Below are 15,470 nucleotides of genomic sequence, written 5' to 3'. Positions count from 1 at the left end.
GAGGTGATCTCGGCGGCTCCACCGGCCGCGCCGGTCGTGGTGGCCGTCTCTCCGGCGGTTATGTGCGACGCACGATGCTGTGCGCGGTTGCCATAGTGTGTGCCACACAGTATCGTGTGACGCATGGTCAGCGACGAGGTCCTCCGGACCCATCTCCAGGAGCTGCGACGCGGCACGGTCGTGGTGGCCAGCCTGGTCGCCCTGCGCCGTCCCGACTACGGCTACGCCCTGCTGCAACGGTTGGCGGCGCACGGCTTCGCGGTCGACGCCAACACGCTCTACCCACTGCTGCGTCGACTCGAGGAACAGGGCCTGCTCACCAGCGAGTGGAACACCGAGGAGAGCCGGCCGCGCAAGTTCTACCGCACCAGCGACGACGGCGAGACGGTGCTGGGCCGCCTGCTCGACGACCTGACCGCGGTGCGGACGTCCGTCACCCAGTTGATCGAAGGAGTAGGGCGATGAGTTCCCTGACCGACCGTTACCTGGCGGCCACGCTGCGGACCGTGCCCGCGCCGCGCCGCGCCGAACTCGCCGAGGAGCTGCGCGCCTCCATCGCCGACATGATCGACGACCGGACCGCCGGCGGGCAGGACCACGCCGCCGCCGAGCGCGAGGTGCTCACCGAGATGGGCCGCCCCGAGCAGCTCGCCGCCCGCTACAGCGACCGCACGCTCCAGCTCATCGGCCCGCGCTACTACCTGCTCTGGTGGCGGGTGCTGCGGACCCTGCTCACCTGGATCCCGGCGGCGGTCGGCGTGATCACCGGTCTCGTCACGGCCACCGTCGGCGACGAGCCCGGCCGGGCCATCGGCGCGGCGATCTCGGTCGCGCTCCAGACCGCGGTGCAGGTCGCGTTCTGGGTGACGCTGAGCTTCGCCGTCCTGGAGCGCACCCGGGCGCCGCTCGGCCTGCCCGAGTGGAGCGTCGACCAGCTCCCGGAGGACACCCGTGACCGGCAGATCAGCCAGCCGGACAGCGTGGCCTCGGTCGTCTTCCTGCTCGGCACCGTCGCGGTCCTGATCGGGCAGCACTTCCAGCGGTGGGCCACCGACGACGGCTCCCGGCTGCCGGTGCTCGACCCGGCACTGTGGAGCTTCTGGCTCCCCGCCCTGATCGTGGTGCTGCTGGCCACCGTCGGCCTGGAGGTCGCGAAGTACCGGGCCGGCCGCTGGACCTGGCCGCTGGTGGCGGTCAACGCGTTGCTCAACCTGGCGTTCGCGGGTCCGGTGGTCTGGCTGCTGCTCACCGACCGGCTGCTCAACCCGGAGCTGATCGAACGGTTCACCTGGCTGCGCGACGGCGGGGCGGACGACGTGGCCCGCGTCGCCGTCGTGGTCACCGTGGTCATCGCGGTCTGGGACGTGGTCGACAGCATGGTGAAGGCCCGGCGCGCCGCCCGCTGAGACCGGCCCCGGCCCGACGCACACCATGCGTCGGGCCGGGGCCGGCACCGTCGGCTGCCCGACTCGTCCGGGACGGCCCGGCGACCACGGGCATAGCCTGGGAGCCCGGCCCACCGGCGAGCACTGGACGAGCTGATGCCCCTCCCGGACGGCACCGACGAACTGGCCCGGTCGGCGGCCCGCGGCGACCGGAGAGCACTCGACGCATTACTGGTCGCCGTGCGACCCGAGGTGCTCCGGCAGTGCGCCCGCCTGCTGCCCCACCGGCAGGACGCCGAGGAGGCCTGCCAGGACGCCCTGCTCGCGCTCGCCCACGGCATCACCCGGTTCGAGGAGCGGTCGTCCTTCCGCACCTGGCTCTACCGGATCACCGCCAACCGGGCCCGTTCCACCTACCGCTCGCTGCGGCGACGGTGGCAGGTGGAGGCCGGCGGCGTGCCCCTGCCCGATCCGCCCGACCCCCGCCGGACCAGCGTGGTCGCCGGCACCCGGCTCGACCTGCTCGACGCCCTCGACGCGATCCCGCCGGACCTGGCCGAGGCGGTGACCCTGCGGGACGTGCTGGGACTGGGCTACCGCGAGATCGCCGACCTGCTCGACGTGCCGGAAGGGACGGTCAAGTCCCGGGTCCACGGGGCCCGCCGGCAGCTCCGGCAGCGGATGTCCGATGGTTGAGCCGGCCGGCGCGGTCCGACGGCACGGCGCCGTCCTCGGCGCGCTGGTGCTGCTCGCCGGCGCCCCGGCCTGCTCCGCCGACCACCCGGTCGCACCGCTGCCGGTCCGGCCGCCGGTGGCCAGCACCGTCGCCCCCACGCCACCCGGCGTCGCCGCCGCGCCGCCCACCGTCACCGCGCCCGTTCCGACACCGCCGAGGACCGACGCGCCGGACGCGCGTCGCAGTGCGCGTACGCCGGCCCGCACCCCGGCGGCCCGGCCCACCCCGCCCACGGGCACCACGGCGACCACCGCGTGTTTCGGCGCGGTCCGCCACGACCTGGACCTCGCCGAAACCGAGCTGGCGCTGGTGCGGTCGCTCTGCTTCGCCGCCGGCGGGGTGTTGCGCATCCAGGGCATCGGACCGGGTCAGGTCACCGTCGACCGGGAGGACCTGGTCTCGCGCAGCTACGAGGCCGGCGTGGTGGACATCAGGTTCGTCCGCGCCGGCACCGTCGTGGTCACCATCCCCCAGCACGATCGGACGTACCCGATCACCGTGGTGGTGGTCTGACCGCTGGCCTACCGGACCCGCACCCCGGCGAGCAGCGCGTCGACGAACGCCGGGCCGCCGTCCGCCGGCGGGGTGAGCTGCACGTAGAGCAGGCCGGTCGAGCCCGCGGCGAGCCCGGCGGCCTCGACGATCACCGGCCGTCCGGTGGGGCAGGCGAAGCTGACGACCAGCCACTCGGTGCCACCCTGCCCGGTCCTGCGCAGCGGGGCCGCGACGCAGTCGGCGTGCGGACGCTCGGCGAGGAAGCCCGCCGGACCGGTACGGCGGGCCGTGCCGGCGGAGAGACCGACGAAGGCGCCCGGCAGACCCGGGTCCGCCGCCCAGCGCCGGGGATCCGGGGACAGCACCAACGCCGGTTCCAGCTCACCGTCGGCACCGTACTGACCGGCCCAGCCGGTGCCCTCGGCCCGCCATCCGGTCGGCAGGACCACGGTCAACGGCCCGCTGCGGCCCACCGCACCGCCCGGGCCGGGGCGAGCGGTGTCACCGGCGACCGCTCCCCCGGCGGCGAGCATCACCACGACGGTCGCCGCCGAGGCGGCGAGGCGGCGGCGCGGCGGCGGGACGTGGCCGACGGGACGGGCGAGCCGGCCGGCGGCGGCATCCCGGAGCGCCACCCGGAACGCGGTCGCGTCCGGATACCGGTCGGCCGGTCGCACGGCGGTGGCGGTGCGCAGCACCGGGCCCACCGCCGGCGGCACCCCGGCGCGCAGCCGTACCCGGACTGCCCGCCGGTCGTCGGCCGGACCGACCGTCGCCGGCGCCTCGCCGAGCAGCCGCAGCCCGAGGCGGCCCAGCCCGTACACGTCGGCGCGGGTGTCGACGACCGCGAGCGGGTCGTCCTGCTCCGGCGCCATGTAGCCGGGCGTCCCCGCGCGGGCGGTCAGTCCGGAGGCGGAGGCGAGCGCCTTGGCCAGGCCCAGGTCGGCGATGAGCACCCGCTCACGGCCCGGCCCCGAGTGGAAGAGGACGTTGCTCGGGGTCAGGTCGCGGTGCACCACCCGATGCCGGTGCAGCACCGCCACCCCCGCCGCGATCTCGCCGAGCAGCGTCACCGCCTCGGCCACCGGCAGCGGGCCGCGTGCCAGGCGGTCCCGGAGGCTGCCGCCGTCCGCCCAGGCCAGCACCGCGTACGGGCGGCCGTCGGGCAGCTCGCCGACGGTGTGCACCCGGACCACCCGGTCGTGGTCCAGCCGCCGCAGCAGCCGGGCCTCGTCGAGGAACCGCTCCCGCACCCGCAGGTCGTGGCTCCAGTTCTCGGCCAGCACCTTGATCGCCACCCGGCCGTCGAGCGCCGGGTCGTACGCGAGCCAGACCGTGGCGAAGGACCCCGTCCCGAGCAGCCGCTCCACCCGGTACGCCCCGATCCGCATCGGTGTGGCCATCGCATCACCTCCGGGGTCGCCACCCCGTCGACCGCCCTACCGACCGTAGCCGGCACCTCGACCGGCGATCGCGATCGACCACCGCCGCCGGCGAACCGAACCCGGTCGGCCGGAGACCAACAGGGCAGGAAGCTCCGACCGAAGGAGAGTGCCATGAACCGTCTCCCGTCCACCGTCCTCGCCGGGTTGCTGGCCCTCGTCTCGCTGGCTCCGATGCAGGCCGCCGCACCGGCCGTGGCCGCGGCGTCGACGCCCCGGCCGGTCGTCGGCACCGCGTCGACGGCGCACCCGACCTCCGAAGTGGAGGTGCTCAGCGTTCACGGCGCGGGCCCGTACCGGATCGGGGCCCGGCTGGACCGGCTCGTCGCCGCCGGTCTGATCGACTGGACGGCCCCCGGCTGCCCCGGGGTGACGTACACCGGGGTGACCGGAGCGTGGGCCGGCAAGATCATGCTGGGCTTCCGGGACGGGCGGCTGATGTCGGTGGGCACCGCCACCGTCCCACCGCGTTCCCCGGCCGGCGCGTCGGTGGGAATGTCCTTCGCCGAACTGGAGGGCATCTACGGCACGCGCGGCAGCCTGATCCGCAACGACGCCGGGGACGAGGAGGCGTACCTGGTCCGGTTCGGTTCCCGGGTGGAGCTGTTCACCGGCCACCCGATCCGGCCCGGGGTCGGCTACTACGAGGCCGGACCGGCGTCCTTCGTCGAGGCGGGCTTCCGCCGAGGGTCCCCCTGCTGATCACCGCCGTGGGACGGCATCGCGCCGGGCGGCCCACCCCGCCCGGCGCGACGCTCAGGCCGCCGCCCGCCACTCCCGCGCCAGCAGCGCGTAGACCGCCTCGTCGGTCCACTCGCCCTTGACGAACTCGTTCTCCCGCAGGTGCGCCTCGCGACGCATGCCCAGCCGTTCCAGCACCCGGGCCGAGGCGGTGTTGCGGGCGTCCAGCCGGCCGACGATCCGGTGCAGACCCAAGCCCTCGAAGCCCAGCCGCAACAACTCCCGGGCGGCCTCCGTCACGTAGCCGTGGCCGGTATGGTCGGGGTGGGCCACGTACCCGATCTCGCCCTGCCGGTGCTCCGCACTGGTCCAGGTCAGCAGCACGTCGCCGACGAACACGCCGGTGTCCGCCAGCGTGACGGCCAGGTTGAGCACGTCGCCCGGCGCGCGCAACGCGGTGCGCCGGACCAGCCGGTCGATGGCCGCCCGGGCGGCGGCGTCGTCGTAAGGCTGGTGGTAGAGGAAACGGGTGACCTCCGGGCGGCCCCGGTAGTCCCGGACCACGGCGAGGTCGTCGGCGGTGAAGGCACGCAACACCAGGCGCGCGGTCCGCAACGGCAGATCGGGTACGAGCACCCCGGCAGGCTACGGGGCTGCCGACGCCCCGGTCAGCCCGGTTTCGGCGGGCGTGACGCCAGCGGGTCAGGCGACCGACTTCGCGTGGGATACGAACGCCTGCCAGGAGCGCGGCGCGAAGGCCAGGACCGGACCCTGCCGATCCTTGCTGTCCCGAACGGCGACCACCCCGGGGAGGTTGTCGGCAACCTCGACGCAGTTCCCGCCGTTCGTCCCGGACTTCGTCGACGTACGCCAGGTCGCTTCCGTCAGATCAATCACGGTGTCTCTCCTTGATCTCCTGCATCAGCTTCCGGGATTCCGCCACGCTCAACGCCTGAGCGGCAAGCGCCTTCCAGACTTCCGCGTACGTCCTCACCTCGTCGATCCGGTCGAGGTAGAGCGCACCCGAGAGACCTTCGTTGTAGACCGTCGTCGGCTCGGCCGACCTCGCGCCCTTCGACGGAAAATCGAGGATGACAAAACCGCCGGAAACCACTATATGAGTGATCGCGCCGCCGAGCGGGAGCACGCGGACGGACACGTTCGGCGCGTCGCTGGCCTGCACGAGTTTGTCGATCTGCGCCCGCATTCCCGGCACGTTCTTGTGAAGGAGCGCCTCCTCGACGATCGCGTCCAGCACGGGCGCTGCCGGTCGCTTGCGCTGGACTGGACCACCTACGACGGGTGGGCCTGGCTGGAGGGTTACGAGTTGGACGCCGCCGGCGACGCAGTCGCCCGCCGGACCGTATTCGTCCGGCCGGCGGGCCTACGCCGCCCGTCGTCCACCAGCGATCAACCGAAGCGGTGACGCACCGGTACGGCGTAGTGGCGGTATCCCGGGTCTGGGGATACCGCCACTACGCCGAGCTGGTGTCGATCAAGAAGGGTCAGCCGACCGCGGCCATGACCTCGTCGGAGACGTCGAAGTTGGCGTAGACGTTCTGCACGTCGTCGCAGTCCTCCAGCACGTCGATCAGCTTGAAGATCTTGCGGGCGCCGTCCTCGTCCAGCGGCACGTTCACGCTGGGGATCAGGGAGGACTCGGCCGACTCGTACTCGATGCCGGCGTCCTGCAACGCGGTCCGGACCGCGATCACGTCACCCGGCTCGGAGATCACCTCGAACGCCTCGTCGAGGTCGTTGACCTCCTCGGCGCCGGCGTCGAGGACCGCCATCATCACGTCGTCCTCGGAGGTGCCGGTCTTCGGCACGATCACCACGCCCTTGCGGGAGAACATGTACGACACCGAGCCGGCGTCGGCCAGCGAGCCGCCGTTGCGGGTCAGCGCGGTGCGGACCTCGGTGGCGGCGCGGTTGCGGTTGTCGGTCAGGCACTCGATCAGCATCGCCACGCCGTTCGGGCCGTACCCCTCGTACATGATCGTCTGCCAGTCGGCGCCGCCGGCCTCCAGGCCGGAGCCCCGCTTGACCGCGCGGTCGATGTTGTCGTTCGGGACGGAGTTCTTCTTGGCCTTCTGGATGGCGTCGAAGAGCGTCGGGTTACCGGCCGGGTCGCCGCCGCCGGTGCGGGCCGCGACCTCGACGTTCTTGATCAGCTTCGCGAACATCTTGCCGCGCTTGGCGTCGATCACGGCCTTCTTGTGCTTGGTGGTCGCCCACTTTGAGTGGCCGGACATCTGATACCTCCGTCTGTTGACCCACGCCTGCGTCGACTGCTCGCGCCGGCACCCCACCGCCCGGGCGCCGCGAGCCGCAGCACCCGACGGCTCCGCGTGACGGGCTGGGGCGGTGACGGCCCTGCCGAACCGTCGGCAATCCTACCGAGGTCGCACCCCGGGCGTCGCACACCCGCCCGGCCGGACGCGGCAACCGGGCCGGAGTGGCCGCCGCGCCGGGCGGGTGACGGAGATCCGACAATCATTCGGGTACGTCCCGGGCCGCCGCTCCCGCCCGCGTCCCGCCCCGCGCCGGATCGTGCTCGGCTCGCGTATTCGCGTCGACCTGCGTCTTCGGGTCGGACTACGGCACACGCTCACCCGAACAGCCATCCGGGCCCAACGACGGGCCAGCCTCTCCTGCCTTGTCCGGTCCTACGGAACTGATTGGCATTCCGGCTAGCCTGCAAATCTCCGAAAGCGATGAGCGGAGGAAGCGTGCTCGAGACGTTCGACGAATTCTCCGCCGGAATCGACATGCTGGGGCCGCACGGTGTGGACGCCCTGAATGGTTTCTCCCTCATCGTCGAACTGCCCGCGGCGCGGGACCTCCAGGGGCTGGACGCGTTGCGGCGCGAACTGGGCGCGCGACTCTACCGGGCGGTGGCGGAGGTGCTTGAGGCCAGCGAGCTGCACGAGGTGGACACGCTGCGGCTGGACTGGAGCGACGGGGACGTCGGCGTGGTCTACAAGGAGCCCTCGTTCGGTTTCCGCATCGACATCCGGCGGGACCTGCGGATCACCCTGAGCCGTTCGGGCTCGTCGCTGCGGTTGTTCCACAACTGGTACCGGCTCCTGATGCCGTACCTCCGGGGGCTCGTCTCCCGAATCGCGATCGACCTGTCCGAGGTGCTGCACTCGGACTTCGATCTGCAACCGCTGCGCGCCGCCTACCGCTTCTCGATGATCGTCTACGACTTCATTCCGGTGCACCGGCAGAAACCGGTCAGCAGTCACGAACTGATCGGGCCGCTGCTGTCCCGTCGGCCCGACGAGGACGGCCGGTTCCGGCCGGTGCCGACCGGTCAGGACGCGGCCAGCTCGCTGCGCACCGGTCGGCTCGACATCAAGATCTCCAATTTCCGGGAGGCCGCCCCCGGCGTGCACCTGCGGGAGGTCTACGACATCCAGGCGCCGGCCAATCAGGGTTACCGGGGCATCTGGCTGGACTTCCACTCCATCGCCGAGACGATCGGCTCGGACAATGCGGAGCCGGGTGCCCGCATCGCGCCCCGTCCGGATTTCCTGCTGGAGAACTACGAGGTGCCGTACCGCGACTTCTTCCGCGACCGGGTGGTGAAGGGTTTCATGGCGGACTTCTTCCGGGAGTGGAACTTCTCCTGCGCCGTCGGCACGATGCCATGAGTCAGGAATCGCTCAACACGCTCCAGGTCGTCGGGTTGGCCGTCACGCTCACCCTGAGTGTCATCGCCCTGATCCTGTCCTGGCAGAACAACCGAGCCACGGCCCGGGAGGCGCGGATCGCCGGCGAACAGCTGGAGGCGTCGGTGGTGCCGGTCGCCATGATTCAGGACTCCCGGCTCACCTGGCGCGGGCAGGAGCTGGTGGTGCTCTCCGTCCGGCTGCGCAATGTCGGCGCCGGCCCGCTGCTCGGCCTGCGGATCGAGCAGATCACCCTGGACCAGTCGGCGCTGGAGTTCGTGTCGTTGGGCGAGCCGAAGGCGGACGCGGTGCAACCCATGACGGACATCGAACAGCGGCTGCGGTTCAGCGACCCGCCGCACATCCCCGAGCTGGGCTCGCTGGTGCTCCGGATCCGCTACTTCGACGTGCTCGGCAACGAACACGACAAGCCCCTCAACCTCCGCATCGCAGCCGGGTCCGGCAGCGGCACGATGACCGGCTTCACGCCCGCCCACATCACCCGTCGTCGAGCGTGAGGGGATCCCGGTGTCCAAGCTGATCATCGGACGCTTCCTGGCCCGCCACCTCGATCCGGAGCCGAAGTCGAGGAGCCAGTTCGCGCCGCGTCGAGCGAGCGTCACCGACGCGCGGATCCGGCTCGGCCTGCGCGAGGAACACATCATCGCGGACGACGCGCTGGGCCCGGTGGTCGCCTCGGACGACGACAGCCATCTCATGACCATCGCGCCCACCGGCGCCGGCAAGGGCCGCGACGTGATCATCCCGAACCTGCTCAGCTACGAGGGCTCGGTGGTGGTGCTCGATCCGAAGGGGGAGAACTACGACGTCACCCACGCCCACCGGCGTGACGCGCTGGGTCACGAGATCGTGCTGCTCGACCCGTTCGGGGCCAGCAACGGCAGCCGAGCCGACCGCGGCGCCCTGAACCCCTTCGACGTGTTCGCCGAACTGGGTCGGGACAACGAGGACGCCGAGGAGCCGGAGGACTTCGGGCGGCTCCTGTCCGACCTGCTGATGGGGGGCGAGAAGTCGACTGTCGAGCCGTTCTGGGACGAGATGGCCCAGCTCCTGATCGCGGGCCTGACCACCCACCTGATCACCGCGGAGGCGGGGGCCGAACCGACGGGCTCCTCCTCACTGACCCTCCAGAAGCTGCGCAGCCGGCTGTTCCAGAGCGACCTGGTGATGTATCTGGCCGAGGCGCTGGACAACGACCGGGACGGCCGGATGCCGGCCGGCACCCGGCAGGAGTTCCAGATGCTGCTCGGCGTCGATCAACAGAAGACCTTCCCCAGCATCGTGGTCACGGCGGCCCAGCAGCTCGCGCCGTTCAGCTCCCGGCGGACGGTGGAGGCCACCGACCGCACGAGCTTTCCGCTGGCCCACCTGGTTGACCCGGACCGCCGGATCTCGATCTACGTGGTCGTACCGCCGCACAAGCTCCGCACCCACCAGCGCCTGCTGCGAGCCTGGATCGGCTGCCTGCTCTACTACGTCATGAACAGCCGGACGATCAACCAGTCACGCCTGCTGTTCCTCATCGACGAGGCGGCGCAACTGGGCCGGTTCTCCCTGCTCCAGGACGCGATCACCCTGTTGCGCGGCTACGGGCTGCGCACCTGGACGTTCTGGCAGGACCTGGCGCAGCTCACCAGCATCTACCGGGGCGTCGGCGAAACGATGATCAACAATTCCGGCGTACTCCAGGTGTTCAGCCCGGCGAACTTCGGCGCCGCCGCCGAGCTGTCCCGACGGCTCGGCGTCAACGTAGGCGAGCTGTTGCAGTTGTCCCCCGGAGAGCAGGTGGTCGCGTTCAAGAGCGAACAGCCGACCCGGATACAACGCTTCAACCACCTCACCGACCCGGTGCTCCGGGAGTGGGCCGCGCCCAATCCGCGACACCACTGACTCGACGTCGGGTGGACGCGTCAGGAGGCCGCCCGGACCAGGTCCACGAAGAGGCGGTGCAGGCGCAGGTCGCCGGTCAGCTCGGGATGGAACGAGGTGGCCAGCAGGTTTCCCTGCCGGACCGCGACGATCCGGTCGGCGGCCGGGCCGTCGGTGACCCGGCCGAGCACCTCCACGCCCGCGCCGACCCGCTCCACCCAGGGCGCGCGGATGAACACGGCGTGGAACGGCTCGCCGTCGACCCCGGTGATCGTCACCGGGGCCTCGAACGAGTCGACCTGGCGGCCGAACGCGTTGCGCCGCACGGTCATCTCGATACCGGCGAAGCCACGCTGGTCGGGGCGGCCGTCCAGCACCTCGGCGGCCAGCATGATCATGCCGGCGCAGGAGCCGTAGACCGGCATGCCGCCGGCGATCCGCTTGTCGATCGGCTCGCGCATCTCGAAGATGTCCACCAGCTTGCTGATCGTGGTGGACTCGCCGCCGGGCACCACCAGGCCGTCCACCGCGTCCAGCTCGCCCGGCCGGCGGACCGGCCGGGCCTCGGCGCCCGCGCCGGCCAGCGCCGTGACATGCTCACGCACGTCGCCCTGCAGGGCCAGCACCCCGATCACGGGTACGCGCACCCGGTCGCTCCTCTCACAGGCGTTAGAGAGGGCCCCTTCCCTACCGGAAACGTTGAGAGGGGGCCTCTCCTGACAAGCTCACCAGCCGCGCTCGGCCAGGCGGTGCGGCTGCGGGATCTCGTCGACGTTGATGCCGACCATCGCCTCGCCCAGGCCCCGGGACACCTTCGCCAGCACGTCCGGGTCGTCGTGGAACGTGGTCGCCTTGACGATGGCGGCGGCCCGCTGGGCCGGGTTGCCGGACTTGAAGATGCCCGAGCCGACGAAGACGCCCTCGGCGCCGAGCTGCATCATCATGGCCGCGTCCGCCGGAGTGGCGATGCCACCGGCGGTGAACAGCACGACCGGCAGCTTGCCGCGCTCGGCGACCTCCTTGACCAGCTCGTACGGGGCCTGAAGCTCCTTCGCCGCGACGAACAGCTCGTCGGCCGGCAGGTTCTGGAGCCGGCGGATCTCCTGCCGGATCTTCCGCATGTGGGTGGTGGCGTTGGAGACGTCCCCGGTGCCCGCCTCGCCCTTCGAGCGGATCATGGCGGCGCCCTCGGTGATCCGGCGCAGCGCCTCACCCAGGTTGGTCGCACCGCACACGAACGGCACCGTGAACGCCCACTTGTCGATGTGGTTGGCGTAGTCGGCCGGGGTCAGCACCTCGGACTCGTCCACGTAGTCCACGCCGAGCGCCTGGAGGACCTGCGCCTCGACGAAGTGGCCGATCCGGGCCTTGGCCATCACCGGGATCGAGACGGCGGAGATGATGCCGTCGATCATGTCCGGGTCGCTCATCCGGGACACGCCGCCCTGGGCGCGGATGTCCGCCGGCACCCGCTCCAGCGCCATCACGGCCACCGCGCCGGCGTCCTCGGCGATCTTCGCCTGCTCGGGGGTGACCACGTCCATGATCACGCCGCCCTTGAGCATCTCGGCCATGCCCCGCTTCACGCGGGCGGTGCCGACGGTGGGGTCGGTGGTCGGTGCGGTGGGTTCGGACACGTCATCGCTCCTCGGCAGGCGGTCGGGGTGGCTGCGCGGAAATGCTACGACCGCCACGACGCCGCTCCGACAGCCAATCGCACCCCTGGTGGCCTGCCCTGTGGCCGCCGTCACGGGCTCGCCCGGCACCGCCTCAGCCGGTGGTGACGTCGGCGCGCGGAACCAGCGTCGGGTCGTCGATGTCGAAGTAGCGGGGCCACTCGCGCCCCCGACCCATCCGGAACAGGCGCACCACCGGGCGGCCCCGCGCCGAGCGGGCGTCCCGGACCAGATCGGTGTGCACCTGCCGGGCCAGCGCCAGCCGCCGGCTCGCCGCGATCACCGCGCCGCAGGCCGCGTCGTCCGGGTCCAGCCGCACCGCGCGCAACTGCCGGGTCAGGTCGTTCTCGGCGGCCTCACGCTCCTCCGGGAGCGCGTCCAGCGCGATCCGGGCGGCGGCGTACAGCTCCACGCCGTACCGCTGCTCGGCCAGGACCGCGGCGGCGGCCGCGCGGCGCAGCAGGTGCGCGTCCAGCGCGCGGGCCGCCGACTCCGCGCGGACCTGGAGCCGCTGCACCCGGCCGGCGGTCCAGATCAGGTACGCCGAGACCAGCCCGAGCACCAGTGCCGTGCCCACCACCCACCACATGCCCGGCATCGTAGTGCTGCCCCTCATCCCGGCCGGCCGGCGTGGGCACCGGTCGACGCGCTCGTCACAGCGGCCCCACCGGCCACCCTGGTCAGCCCAGCCCCGCCCACTCCTGGTCCATGACCCGGCCGTCGGTGGCCTCGATCGCCGCTGCGTATACCTCCAGAACGCGGCGGGCAACCACGGGCCAGTCGAAATTCGCCACCACCTGGTCGCCCCGGGCGGTCAGCGCGGCGCGTCCACCGGCGTCGTCGAGCAGCTCGGTCAGCGCGGCCCGCAGGCCGGCCGCGTCCCCGGTCGGGAAGAGCCGCCCGGCCCGCCCACCGTCCAGCACCCGGCGGAACGCGTCCAGGTCGCTGGCGACCACCGTGGTCCCGGCGGCGAGCGCCTCGGTGAGGATCATCCCGAAGGACTCCCCGCCGGTGTTCGGTGCGACGTAGAGGTGCACGCTGCGCAACATGCGTGCCTTGTCCGCCTCGGAGACCAGACCGAGGAACGTGACCCGGTCACGCAGCTCGGCCGGGAACCGGCCGTACAGCTCGTCGGCGTCACCCGGCCCGGCCACCAGCAGGCGCAGCTCCGGACGGTCCGGGGCGAGCGCCACGAACGCGTCCCGCAGGATCGGGAAACCCTTGCGCGGCTCGGTGAACCGGCCCAGGAAGCCGAGCGTGCCGCCGGCGCCCGGCGCGCACTCCCCCGGCCAGCCGGGCAGCGGCTCGACGCCGGCGAACTTCGCCACCGCCACGCCGTTCGGGATCTCCACCGCGCCGCCGTCCATGTGCTCGACCTGCACCTTGCGGGCGAGCGCGCTGACCGCGATCCGGGCGGTGATCCGTTCCAGCAGGATCTGGAGCACGCCCTGCGCCGCGGAGAGCACCCGGGACCGGGTCATCGCGGTGTGGAACGTGGCCACCACCGGGCCCCGGGCGCAGAGCACCGCCAGCATCGACAGGCTCGGCGTGAGCGGCTCGTGCACGTGCAACACGTCGAAGTCGCCCCGGTTGATCCAGCGGCGCACCCGGGCGGTGGAGACCGGGCCGAACGCGATCCGCGCCACCGACCCGTTGTACGGCAGCGGCACCGCCCGCCCCGCCGACACCACGTACGGCGGCAGCGTCGCGTCCTCGTCGGCCGGGGCCAGCACGCTCACCTCGTGGCCCAGCCCGAGCAGCGCCTCGGCCAGGTCCATGACGTGGTTCTGCACGCCGCCCGGAACGTCGAAGGAGTACGGGCAGACGATGCCGATCCGCATGGCGTCCCCCTAGACCGTCCCGGTGGTGGCCGGCGGCTGCGCCGACGTCGGCGCCCCGGCCGGTCCCTGGTCCAGCCACATCCGCTGCAACATGTGCCAGTCTTGCGGATGCCGGGCGATGCCCGCCGCCAGACCGTCGGCTATCCGCTGGGTCACCAGCTTGACCCGGGCGTCCAGCGGGGCGCTGTCCGGCTCCGGCAGCGCCAGCGGGCCCTCGATCGAGGCGCAGGCGGCGTCCGGCTCGTACCACATCGAGGCGACGTAGAGCGGCGCGCCGGTGCGCAGCGCCAGCAGCGCCGGGCCGGCCGGCATCCGGGTCCGGCCGCCGAAGAAGTCCACCTCGACGCCCCGGGCCGACAGGTCCCGGTCGGCGAGCAGCGGCACCACCGCGCCGGCCCGTAGCCGGTCGGCCAGGACGTCGAACGGCGGACGCGGGCCACCGTGGGTGGGCAGGATCTCCATCCCCAGCCCCGCCCGGAACGCGACGAACCGCTCGTAGACGCCCTCCGGCTTGAGCCGCTCCATCACCGTGGTCATCGGCCAGCCGGTGGCCGCCACCCAGGCGCCGGCCGCGTCCCAGTTGCCGCCGTGCGGCAGTGCCACCACCGCGCCCCGCCCGGCCGCCACGTCCGCGGCGAGCAACTCCTGGCCGTCGAGGCGGAACCCGGCGAGGATCTCCGCCCGGCTCAGGCCGGGCAGCCGGAACGCCTCCAGCCAGTAGCGGGCGTAGGAGCGCAGGCCGGCGCGGACCAGCGCGTCCAGCTCGGCGTCGGGCAGCTCGGGGCCGACCACCCGGCGCAGGTTGGCGCGCAGTCGACGCGTACCCCCGCCGTCCCTGCGGTGGGCGCGGTCGGCGCCCGCCCGGAAGGCCGCGGCCGCGACGGGCCGGGGCAGCGCCCGGACCAGGCGCCAACCCGCGATGTAGCCCGCCTCGGTGAGGTTCACTCGGCGCCGACCCGCTGGGCCTGCCGGTACACGTGTGCCATCCGCTGCCCGACCGTGAAGATCGAGACGGCGGCGAGCAGCCAGAGCGCGACCTCCAGGGCCCGGTCCAGCCCGACGCCGGTGAGCACACCGCCGACGCCCACGATGAGCAGCCGTTCGGTGCGTTCGGCGATGCCCACGTTGCAGGTCATGCCGAGCCCTTCGGCGCGGGCCTTGACGTAGGAGACCAGGCCGCCGGCGGCCAGGCAGACCAGCGCGGCGGCCACCCCCCGGTACTGGTGCTGGGTGGCCAGCCAGTAGGCGACCGCGCCGAACACCGCGCTGTCGGCGACCCGGTCCATGCTCGAGTCGAGGAACGCCCCGAACCGGGTGGAGCCGCCGCTCATCCGGGCCATCGTGCCGTCAAGCAGGTCGGTGAGGGCGAAGACCGTGACGATCAGCGCACCGGCGACAAGCTGGCCGCGCGCGCCGAAGCCGAGCGCGCCGACGAGCACGCCGACGGTGCCGGTCACGGTGACCGCGTTGGGGGACACGCCCGCGCGGAGCAGTCCGCGCGCGATCGGCTCCACGACGCGGGTCATCCCCGCTCGGGCCGTCACTTGGAAGATCTTCGCCATGGCGGTCCCACGATAACGGCCGGCCGGGACCGGGGACACAGCCGGGCGGACGACCCGCCCGGCGGACCTTGTGCCGGCACCGGCG

General features: G+C 72.6%; 18 protein-coding genes and 1 pseudogene. 8 read left to right on the top strand and 11 right to left on the bottom strand.

The window, feature by feature from the left end; genetic code table 11:
• The first annotated feature begins 123 nt into the window (after nucleotides 1-123).
• From ACIA6B_RS04800 to ACIA6B_RS04785, 4 genes are all read left to right on the top strand, one after another.
• The gene (locus ACIA6B_RS04800; RefSeq protein WP_107161211.1) at nucleotides 124-465 is read left to right on the top strand and encodes a PadR family transcriptional regulator; all 342 of its coding nucleotides are present in this window, start codon (nucleotides 124-126) and stop codon (nucleotides 463-465) included.
• Nucleotides 462-1,406 (top strand): permease prefix domain 1-containing protein, encoded by a 945-nt coding sequence (locus ACIA6B_RS04795; protein WP_396771007.1) that lies wholly within the window; start codon nucleotides 462-464, stop codon nucleotides 1,404-1,406. The genes ACIA6B_RS04800 and ACIA6B_RS04795 overlap by 4 nt, the downstream gene beginning before the upstream one ends.
• Nucleotides 1,407-1,541: 135 nt before the next feature.
• Complete coding sequence (locus ACIA6B_RS04790; protein WP_396771005.1) at nucleotides 1,542-2,081, top strand: RNA polymerase sigma factor; 540 nt, start codon at nucleotides 1,542-1,544, stop codon at nucleotides 2,079-2,081.
• On the top strand, nucleotides 2,074-2,634 hold the full coding sequence (locus ACIA6B_RS04785) for a hypothetical protein (RefSeq protein ID WP_396771003.1): 561 nt from the start codon (nucleotides 2,074-2,076) through the stop codon (nucleotides 2,632-2,634). Before ACIA6B_RS04790 ends, ACIA6B_RS04785 begins: the two co-directional genes overlap by 8 nt.
• A gap of 8 nt (nucleotides 2,635-2,642) precedes the next feature.
• On the opposite strand, the gene ACIA6B_RS04780 is transcribed toward ACIA6B_RS04785, so the two are convergent.
• Nucleotides 2,643-4,019 (bottom strand): protein kinase, encoded by a 1,377-nt coding sequence (locus ACIA6B_RS04780; RefSeq protein ID WP_396771001.1) that lies wholly within the window; start codon nucleotides 4,017-4,019, stop codon nucleotides 2,643-2,645.
• A 153-nt stretch (nucleotides 4,020-4,172) separates the two neighbouring features.
• Here ACIA6B_RS04780 and ACIA6B_RS04775 point away from each other — a divergent pair, with 153 nt between their 5' ends.
• Nucleotides 4,173-4,760 carry a hypothetical protein gene (locus ACIA6B_RS04775; RefSeq protein ID WP_396770999.1) on the top strand — a complete coding sequence of 196 codons (588 nt, stop codon included), beginning with the start codon at nucleotides 4,173-4,175 and terminating at the stop codon, nucleotides 4,758-4,760.
• Between the two features lie 54 nt (nucleotides 4,761-4,814).
• Here ACIA6B_RS04775 and ACIA6B_RS04770 read toward each other — a convergent pair whose 3' ends face one another.
• From ACIA6B_RS04770 to ACIA6B_RS04755, 4 genes and pseudogenes are all read right to left on the bottom strand, one after another.
• Nucleotides 4,815-5,375: a GNAT family N-acetyltransferase gene (locus ACIA6B_RS04770; RefSeq protein ID WP_396770997.1), complete on the bottom strand. Its 561-nt coding sequence runs from the start codon at nucleotides 5,373-5,375 to the stop codon at nucleotides 4,815-4,817.
• A 66-nt stretch (nucleotides 5,376-5,441) separates the two neighbouring features.
• Nucleotides 5,442-5,633, bottom strand: coding sequence for a DUF397 domain-containing protein (locus tag ACIA6B_RS04765; RefSeq protein ID WP_396771222.1), 192 nt, complete (start codon nucleotides 5,631-5,633; stop codon nucleotides 5,442-5,444).
• Nucleotides 5,629-6,024, bottom strand: a pseudogene (locus tag ACIA6B_RS04760) (Scr1 family TA system antitoxin-like transcriptional regulator); the annotation flags it as partial. The gene ACIA6B_RS04765 and the pseudogene ACIA6B_RS04760, both read right to left, overlap by 5 nt.
• Before the next feature lie 220 nt (nucleotides 6,025-6,244).
• The gene (locus ACIA6B_RS04755; RefSeq protein WP_396770995.1) at nucleotides 6,245-6,994 is read right to left on the bottom strand and encodes a YebC/PmpR family DNA-binding transcriptional regulator; all 750 of its coding nucleotides are present in this window, start codon (nucleotides 6,992-6,994) and stop codon (nucleotides 6,245-6,247) included.
• 477 nt (nucleotides 6,995-7,471) lie between these two features.
• On the opposite strand from ACIA6B_RS04755, the gene ACIA6B_RS04750 reads away from it, so the two are divergent.
• From ACIA6B_RS04750 to ACIA6B_RS04740, 3 genes are read left to right on the top strand one after another with little or no spacing between them, the layout of a single operon-like run.
• On the top strand, nucleotides 7,472-8,398 hold the full coding sequence (locus ACIA6B_RS04750; protein ID WP_396770993.1) for a hypothetical protein: 927 nt from the start codon (nucleotides 7,472-7,474) through the stop codon (nucleotides 8,396-8,398).
• The gene (locus ACIA6B_RS04745) at nucleotides 8,395-8,934 is read left to right on the top strand and encodes a hypothetical protein (protein WP_396770991.1); all 540 of its coding nucleotides are present in this window, start codon (nucleotides 8,395-8,397) and stop codon (nucleotides 8,932-8,934) included. Before ACIA6B_RS04750 ends, ACIA6B_RS04745 begins: the two co-directional genes overlap by 4 nt.
• Nucleotides 8,935-8,944: 10 nt before the next feature.
• A complete protein-coding gene (locus ACIA6B_RS04740) occupies nucleotides 8,945-10,327 on the top strand; it encodes a type IV secretory system conjugative DNA transfer family protein (RefSeq protein ID WP_396770989.1) in 1,383 nt (460 codons plus the stop codon).
• A 20-nt stretch (nucleotides 10,328-10,347) separates the two neighbouring features.
• Here ACIA6B_RS04740 and pdxT read toward each other — a convergent pair whose 3' ends face one another.
• From pdxT to pgsA, 6 genes are all read right to left on the bottom strand, one after another.
• Nucleotides 10,348-10,953 carry a pyridoxal 5'-phosphate synthase glutaminase subunit PdxT gene (gene pdxT / locus ACIA6B_RS04735; protein WP_396770987.1) on the bottom strand — a complete coding sequence of 202 codons (606 nt, stop codon included), beginning with the start codon at nucleotides 10,951-10,953 and terminating at the stop codon, nucleotides 10,348-10,350.
• A 78-nt stretch (nucleotides 10,954-11,031) separates the two neighbouring features.
• Nucleotides 11,032-11,943: a pyridoxal 5'-phosphate synthase lyase subunit PdxS gene (pdxS, locus tag ACIA6B_RS04730; protein WP_396770985.1), complete on the bottom strand. Its 912-nt coding sequence runs from the start codon at nucleotides 11,941-11,943 to the stop codon at nucleotides 11,032-11,034.
• Nucleotides 11,944-12,076: 133 nt separating this feature from the next.
• Nucleotides 12,077-12,580, bottom strand: coding sequence for a hypothetical protein (locus tag ACIA6B_RS04725; RefSeq protein WP_396770983.1), 504 nt, complete (start codon nucleotides 12,578-12,580; stop codon nucleotides 12,077-12,079).
• An 82-nt stretch (nucleotides 12,581-12,662) separates the two neighbouring features.
• Entirely contained in the window at nucleotides 12,663-13,823 is a 1,161-nt protein-coding gene (locus tag ACIA6B_RS04720) for a glycosyltransferase family 4 protein (RefSeq protein ID WP_396770981.1), read from the bottom strand.
• A 9-nt stretch (nucleotides 13,824-13,832) separates the two neighbouring features.
• Nucleotides 13,833-14,768, bottom strand: coding sequence for a phosphatidylinositol mannoside acyltransferase (locus ACIA6B_RS04715; protein WP_396770979.1), 936 nt, complete (start codon nucleotides 14,766-14,768; stop codon nucleotides 13,833-13,835).
• Nucleotides 14,765-15,385 carry a phosphatidylinositol phosphate synthase gene (gene pgsA / locus ACIA6B_RS04710; protein ID WP_396770977.1) on the bottom strand — a complete coding sequence of 207 codons (621 nt, stop codon included), beginning with the start codon at nucleotides 15,383-15,385 and terminating at the stop codon, nucleotides 14,765-14,767. Before pgsA ends, ACIA6B_RS04715 begins: the two co-directional genes overlap by 4 nt.
• Nucleotides 15,386-15,470 lie beyond the last annotated feature (85 nt).

Origin of the sequence: Micromonospora sp. NPDC051141, assembly GCF_044455765.1 — a bacterium.
Lineage (GTDB): Bacteria > Actinomycetota > Actinomycetes > Mycobacteriales > Micromonosporaceae > Micromonospora.
The sequence above is the reverse complement of the archived record's forward strand: the minus strand, read 5'-3'. Positions and strand labels throughout refer to the sequence as shown.

What these genes read in the sequence shown, in the direction of transcription:
- ACIA6B_RS04800 (WP_107161211.1), top strand. Translation starts at nt 124, where the DNA reads ATGGTCAGCGACGAGGTCCTCCGGACCCATCTCCAGGAGCTGCGACGC.
- ACIA6B_RS04775 (WP_396770999.1), top strand. Translation starts at nt 4,173, where the DNA reads ATGAACCGTCTCCCGTCCACCGTCCTCGCCGGGTTGCTGGCCCTCGTC.
- ACIA6B_RS04720 (WP_396770981.1), bottom strand. Translation starts at nt 13,823, where the DNA reads ATGCGGATCGGCATCGTCTGCCCGTACTCCTTCGACGTTCCGGGCGGC.
- ACIA6B_RS04780 (WP_396771001.1), bottom strand. Translation starts at nt 4,019, where the DNA reads ATGGCCACACCGATGCGGATCGGGGCGTACCGGGTGGAGCGGCTGCTC.
- ACIA6B_RS04785 (WP_396771003.1), top strand. Translation starts at nt 2,074, where the DNA reads ATGGTTGAGCCGGCCGGCGCGGTCCGACGGCACGGCGCCGTCCTCGGC.
- ACIA6B_RS04790 (WP_396771005.1), top strand. Translation starts at nt 1,542, where the DNA reads ATGCCCCTCCCGGACGGCACCGACGAACTGGCCCGGTCGGCGGCCCGC.
- ACIA6B_RS04745 (WP_396770991.1), top strand. Translation starts at nt 8,395, where the DNA reads ATGAGTCAGGAATCGCTCAACACGCTCCAGGTCGTCGGGTTGGCCGTC.
- pgsA (WP_396770977.1), bottom strand. Translation starts at nt 15,385, where the DNA reads ATGGCGAAGATCTTCCAAGTGACGGCCCGAGCGGGGATGACCCGCGTC.
- ACIA6B_RS04725 (WP_396770983.1), bottom strand. Translation starts at nt 12,580, where the DNA reads ATGCCGGGCATGTGGTGGGTGGTGGGCACGGCACTGGTGCTCGGGCTG.
- ACIA6B_RS04755 (WP_396770995.1), bottom strand. Translation starts at nt 6,994, where the DNA reads ATGTCCGGCCACTCAAAGTGGGCGACCACCAAGCACAAGAAGGCCGTG.
- ACIA6B_RS04795 (WP_396771007.1), top strand. Translation starts at nt 462, where the DNA reads ATGAGTTCCCTGACCGACCGTTACCTGGCGGCCACGCTGCGGACCGTG.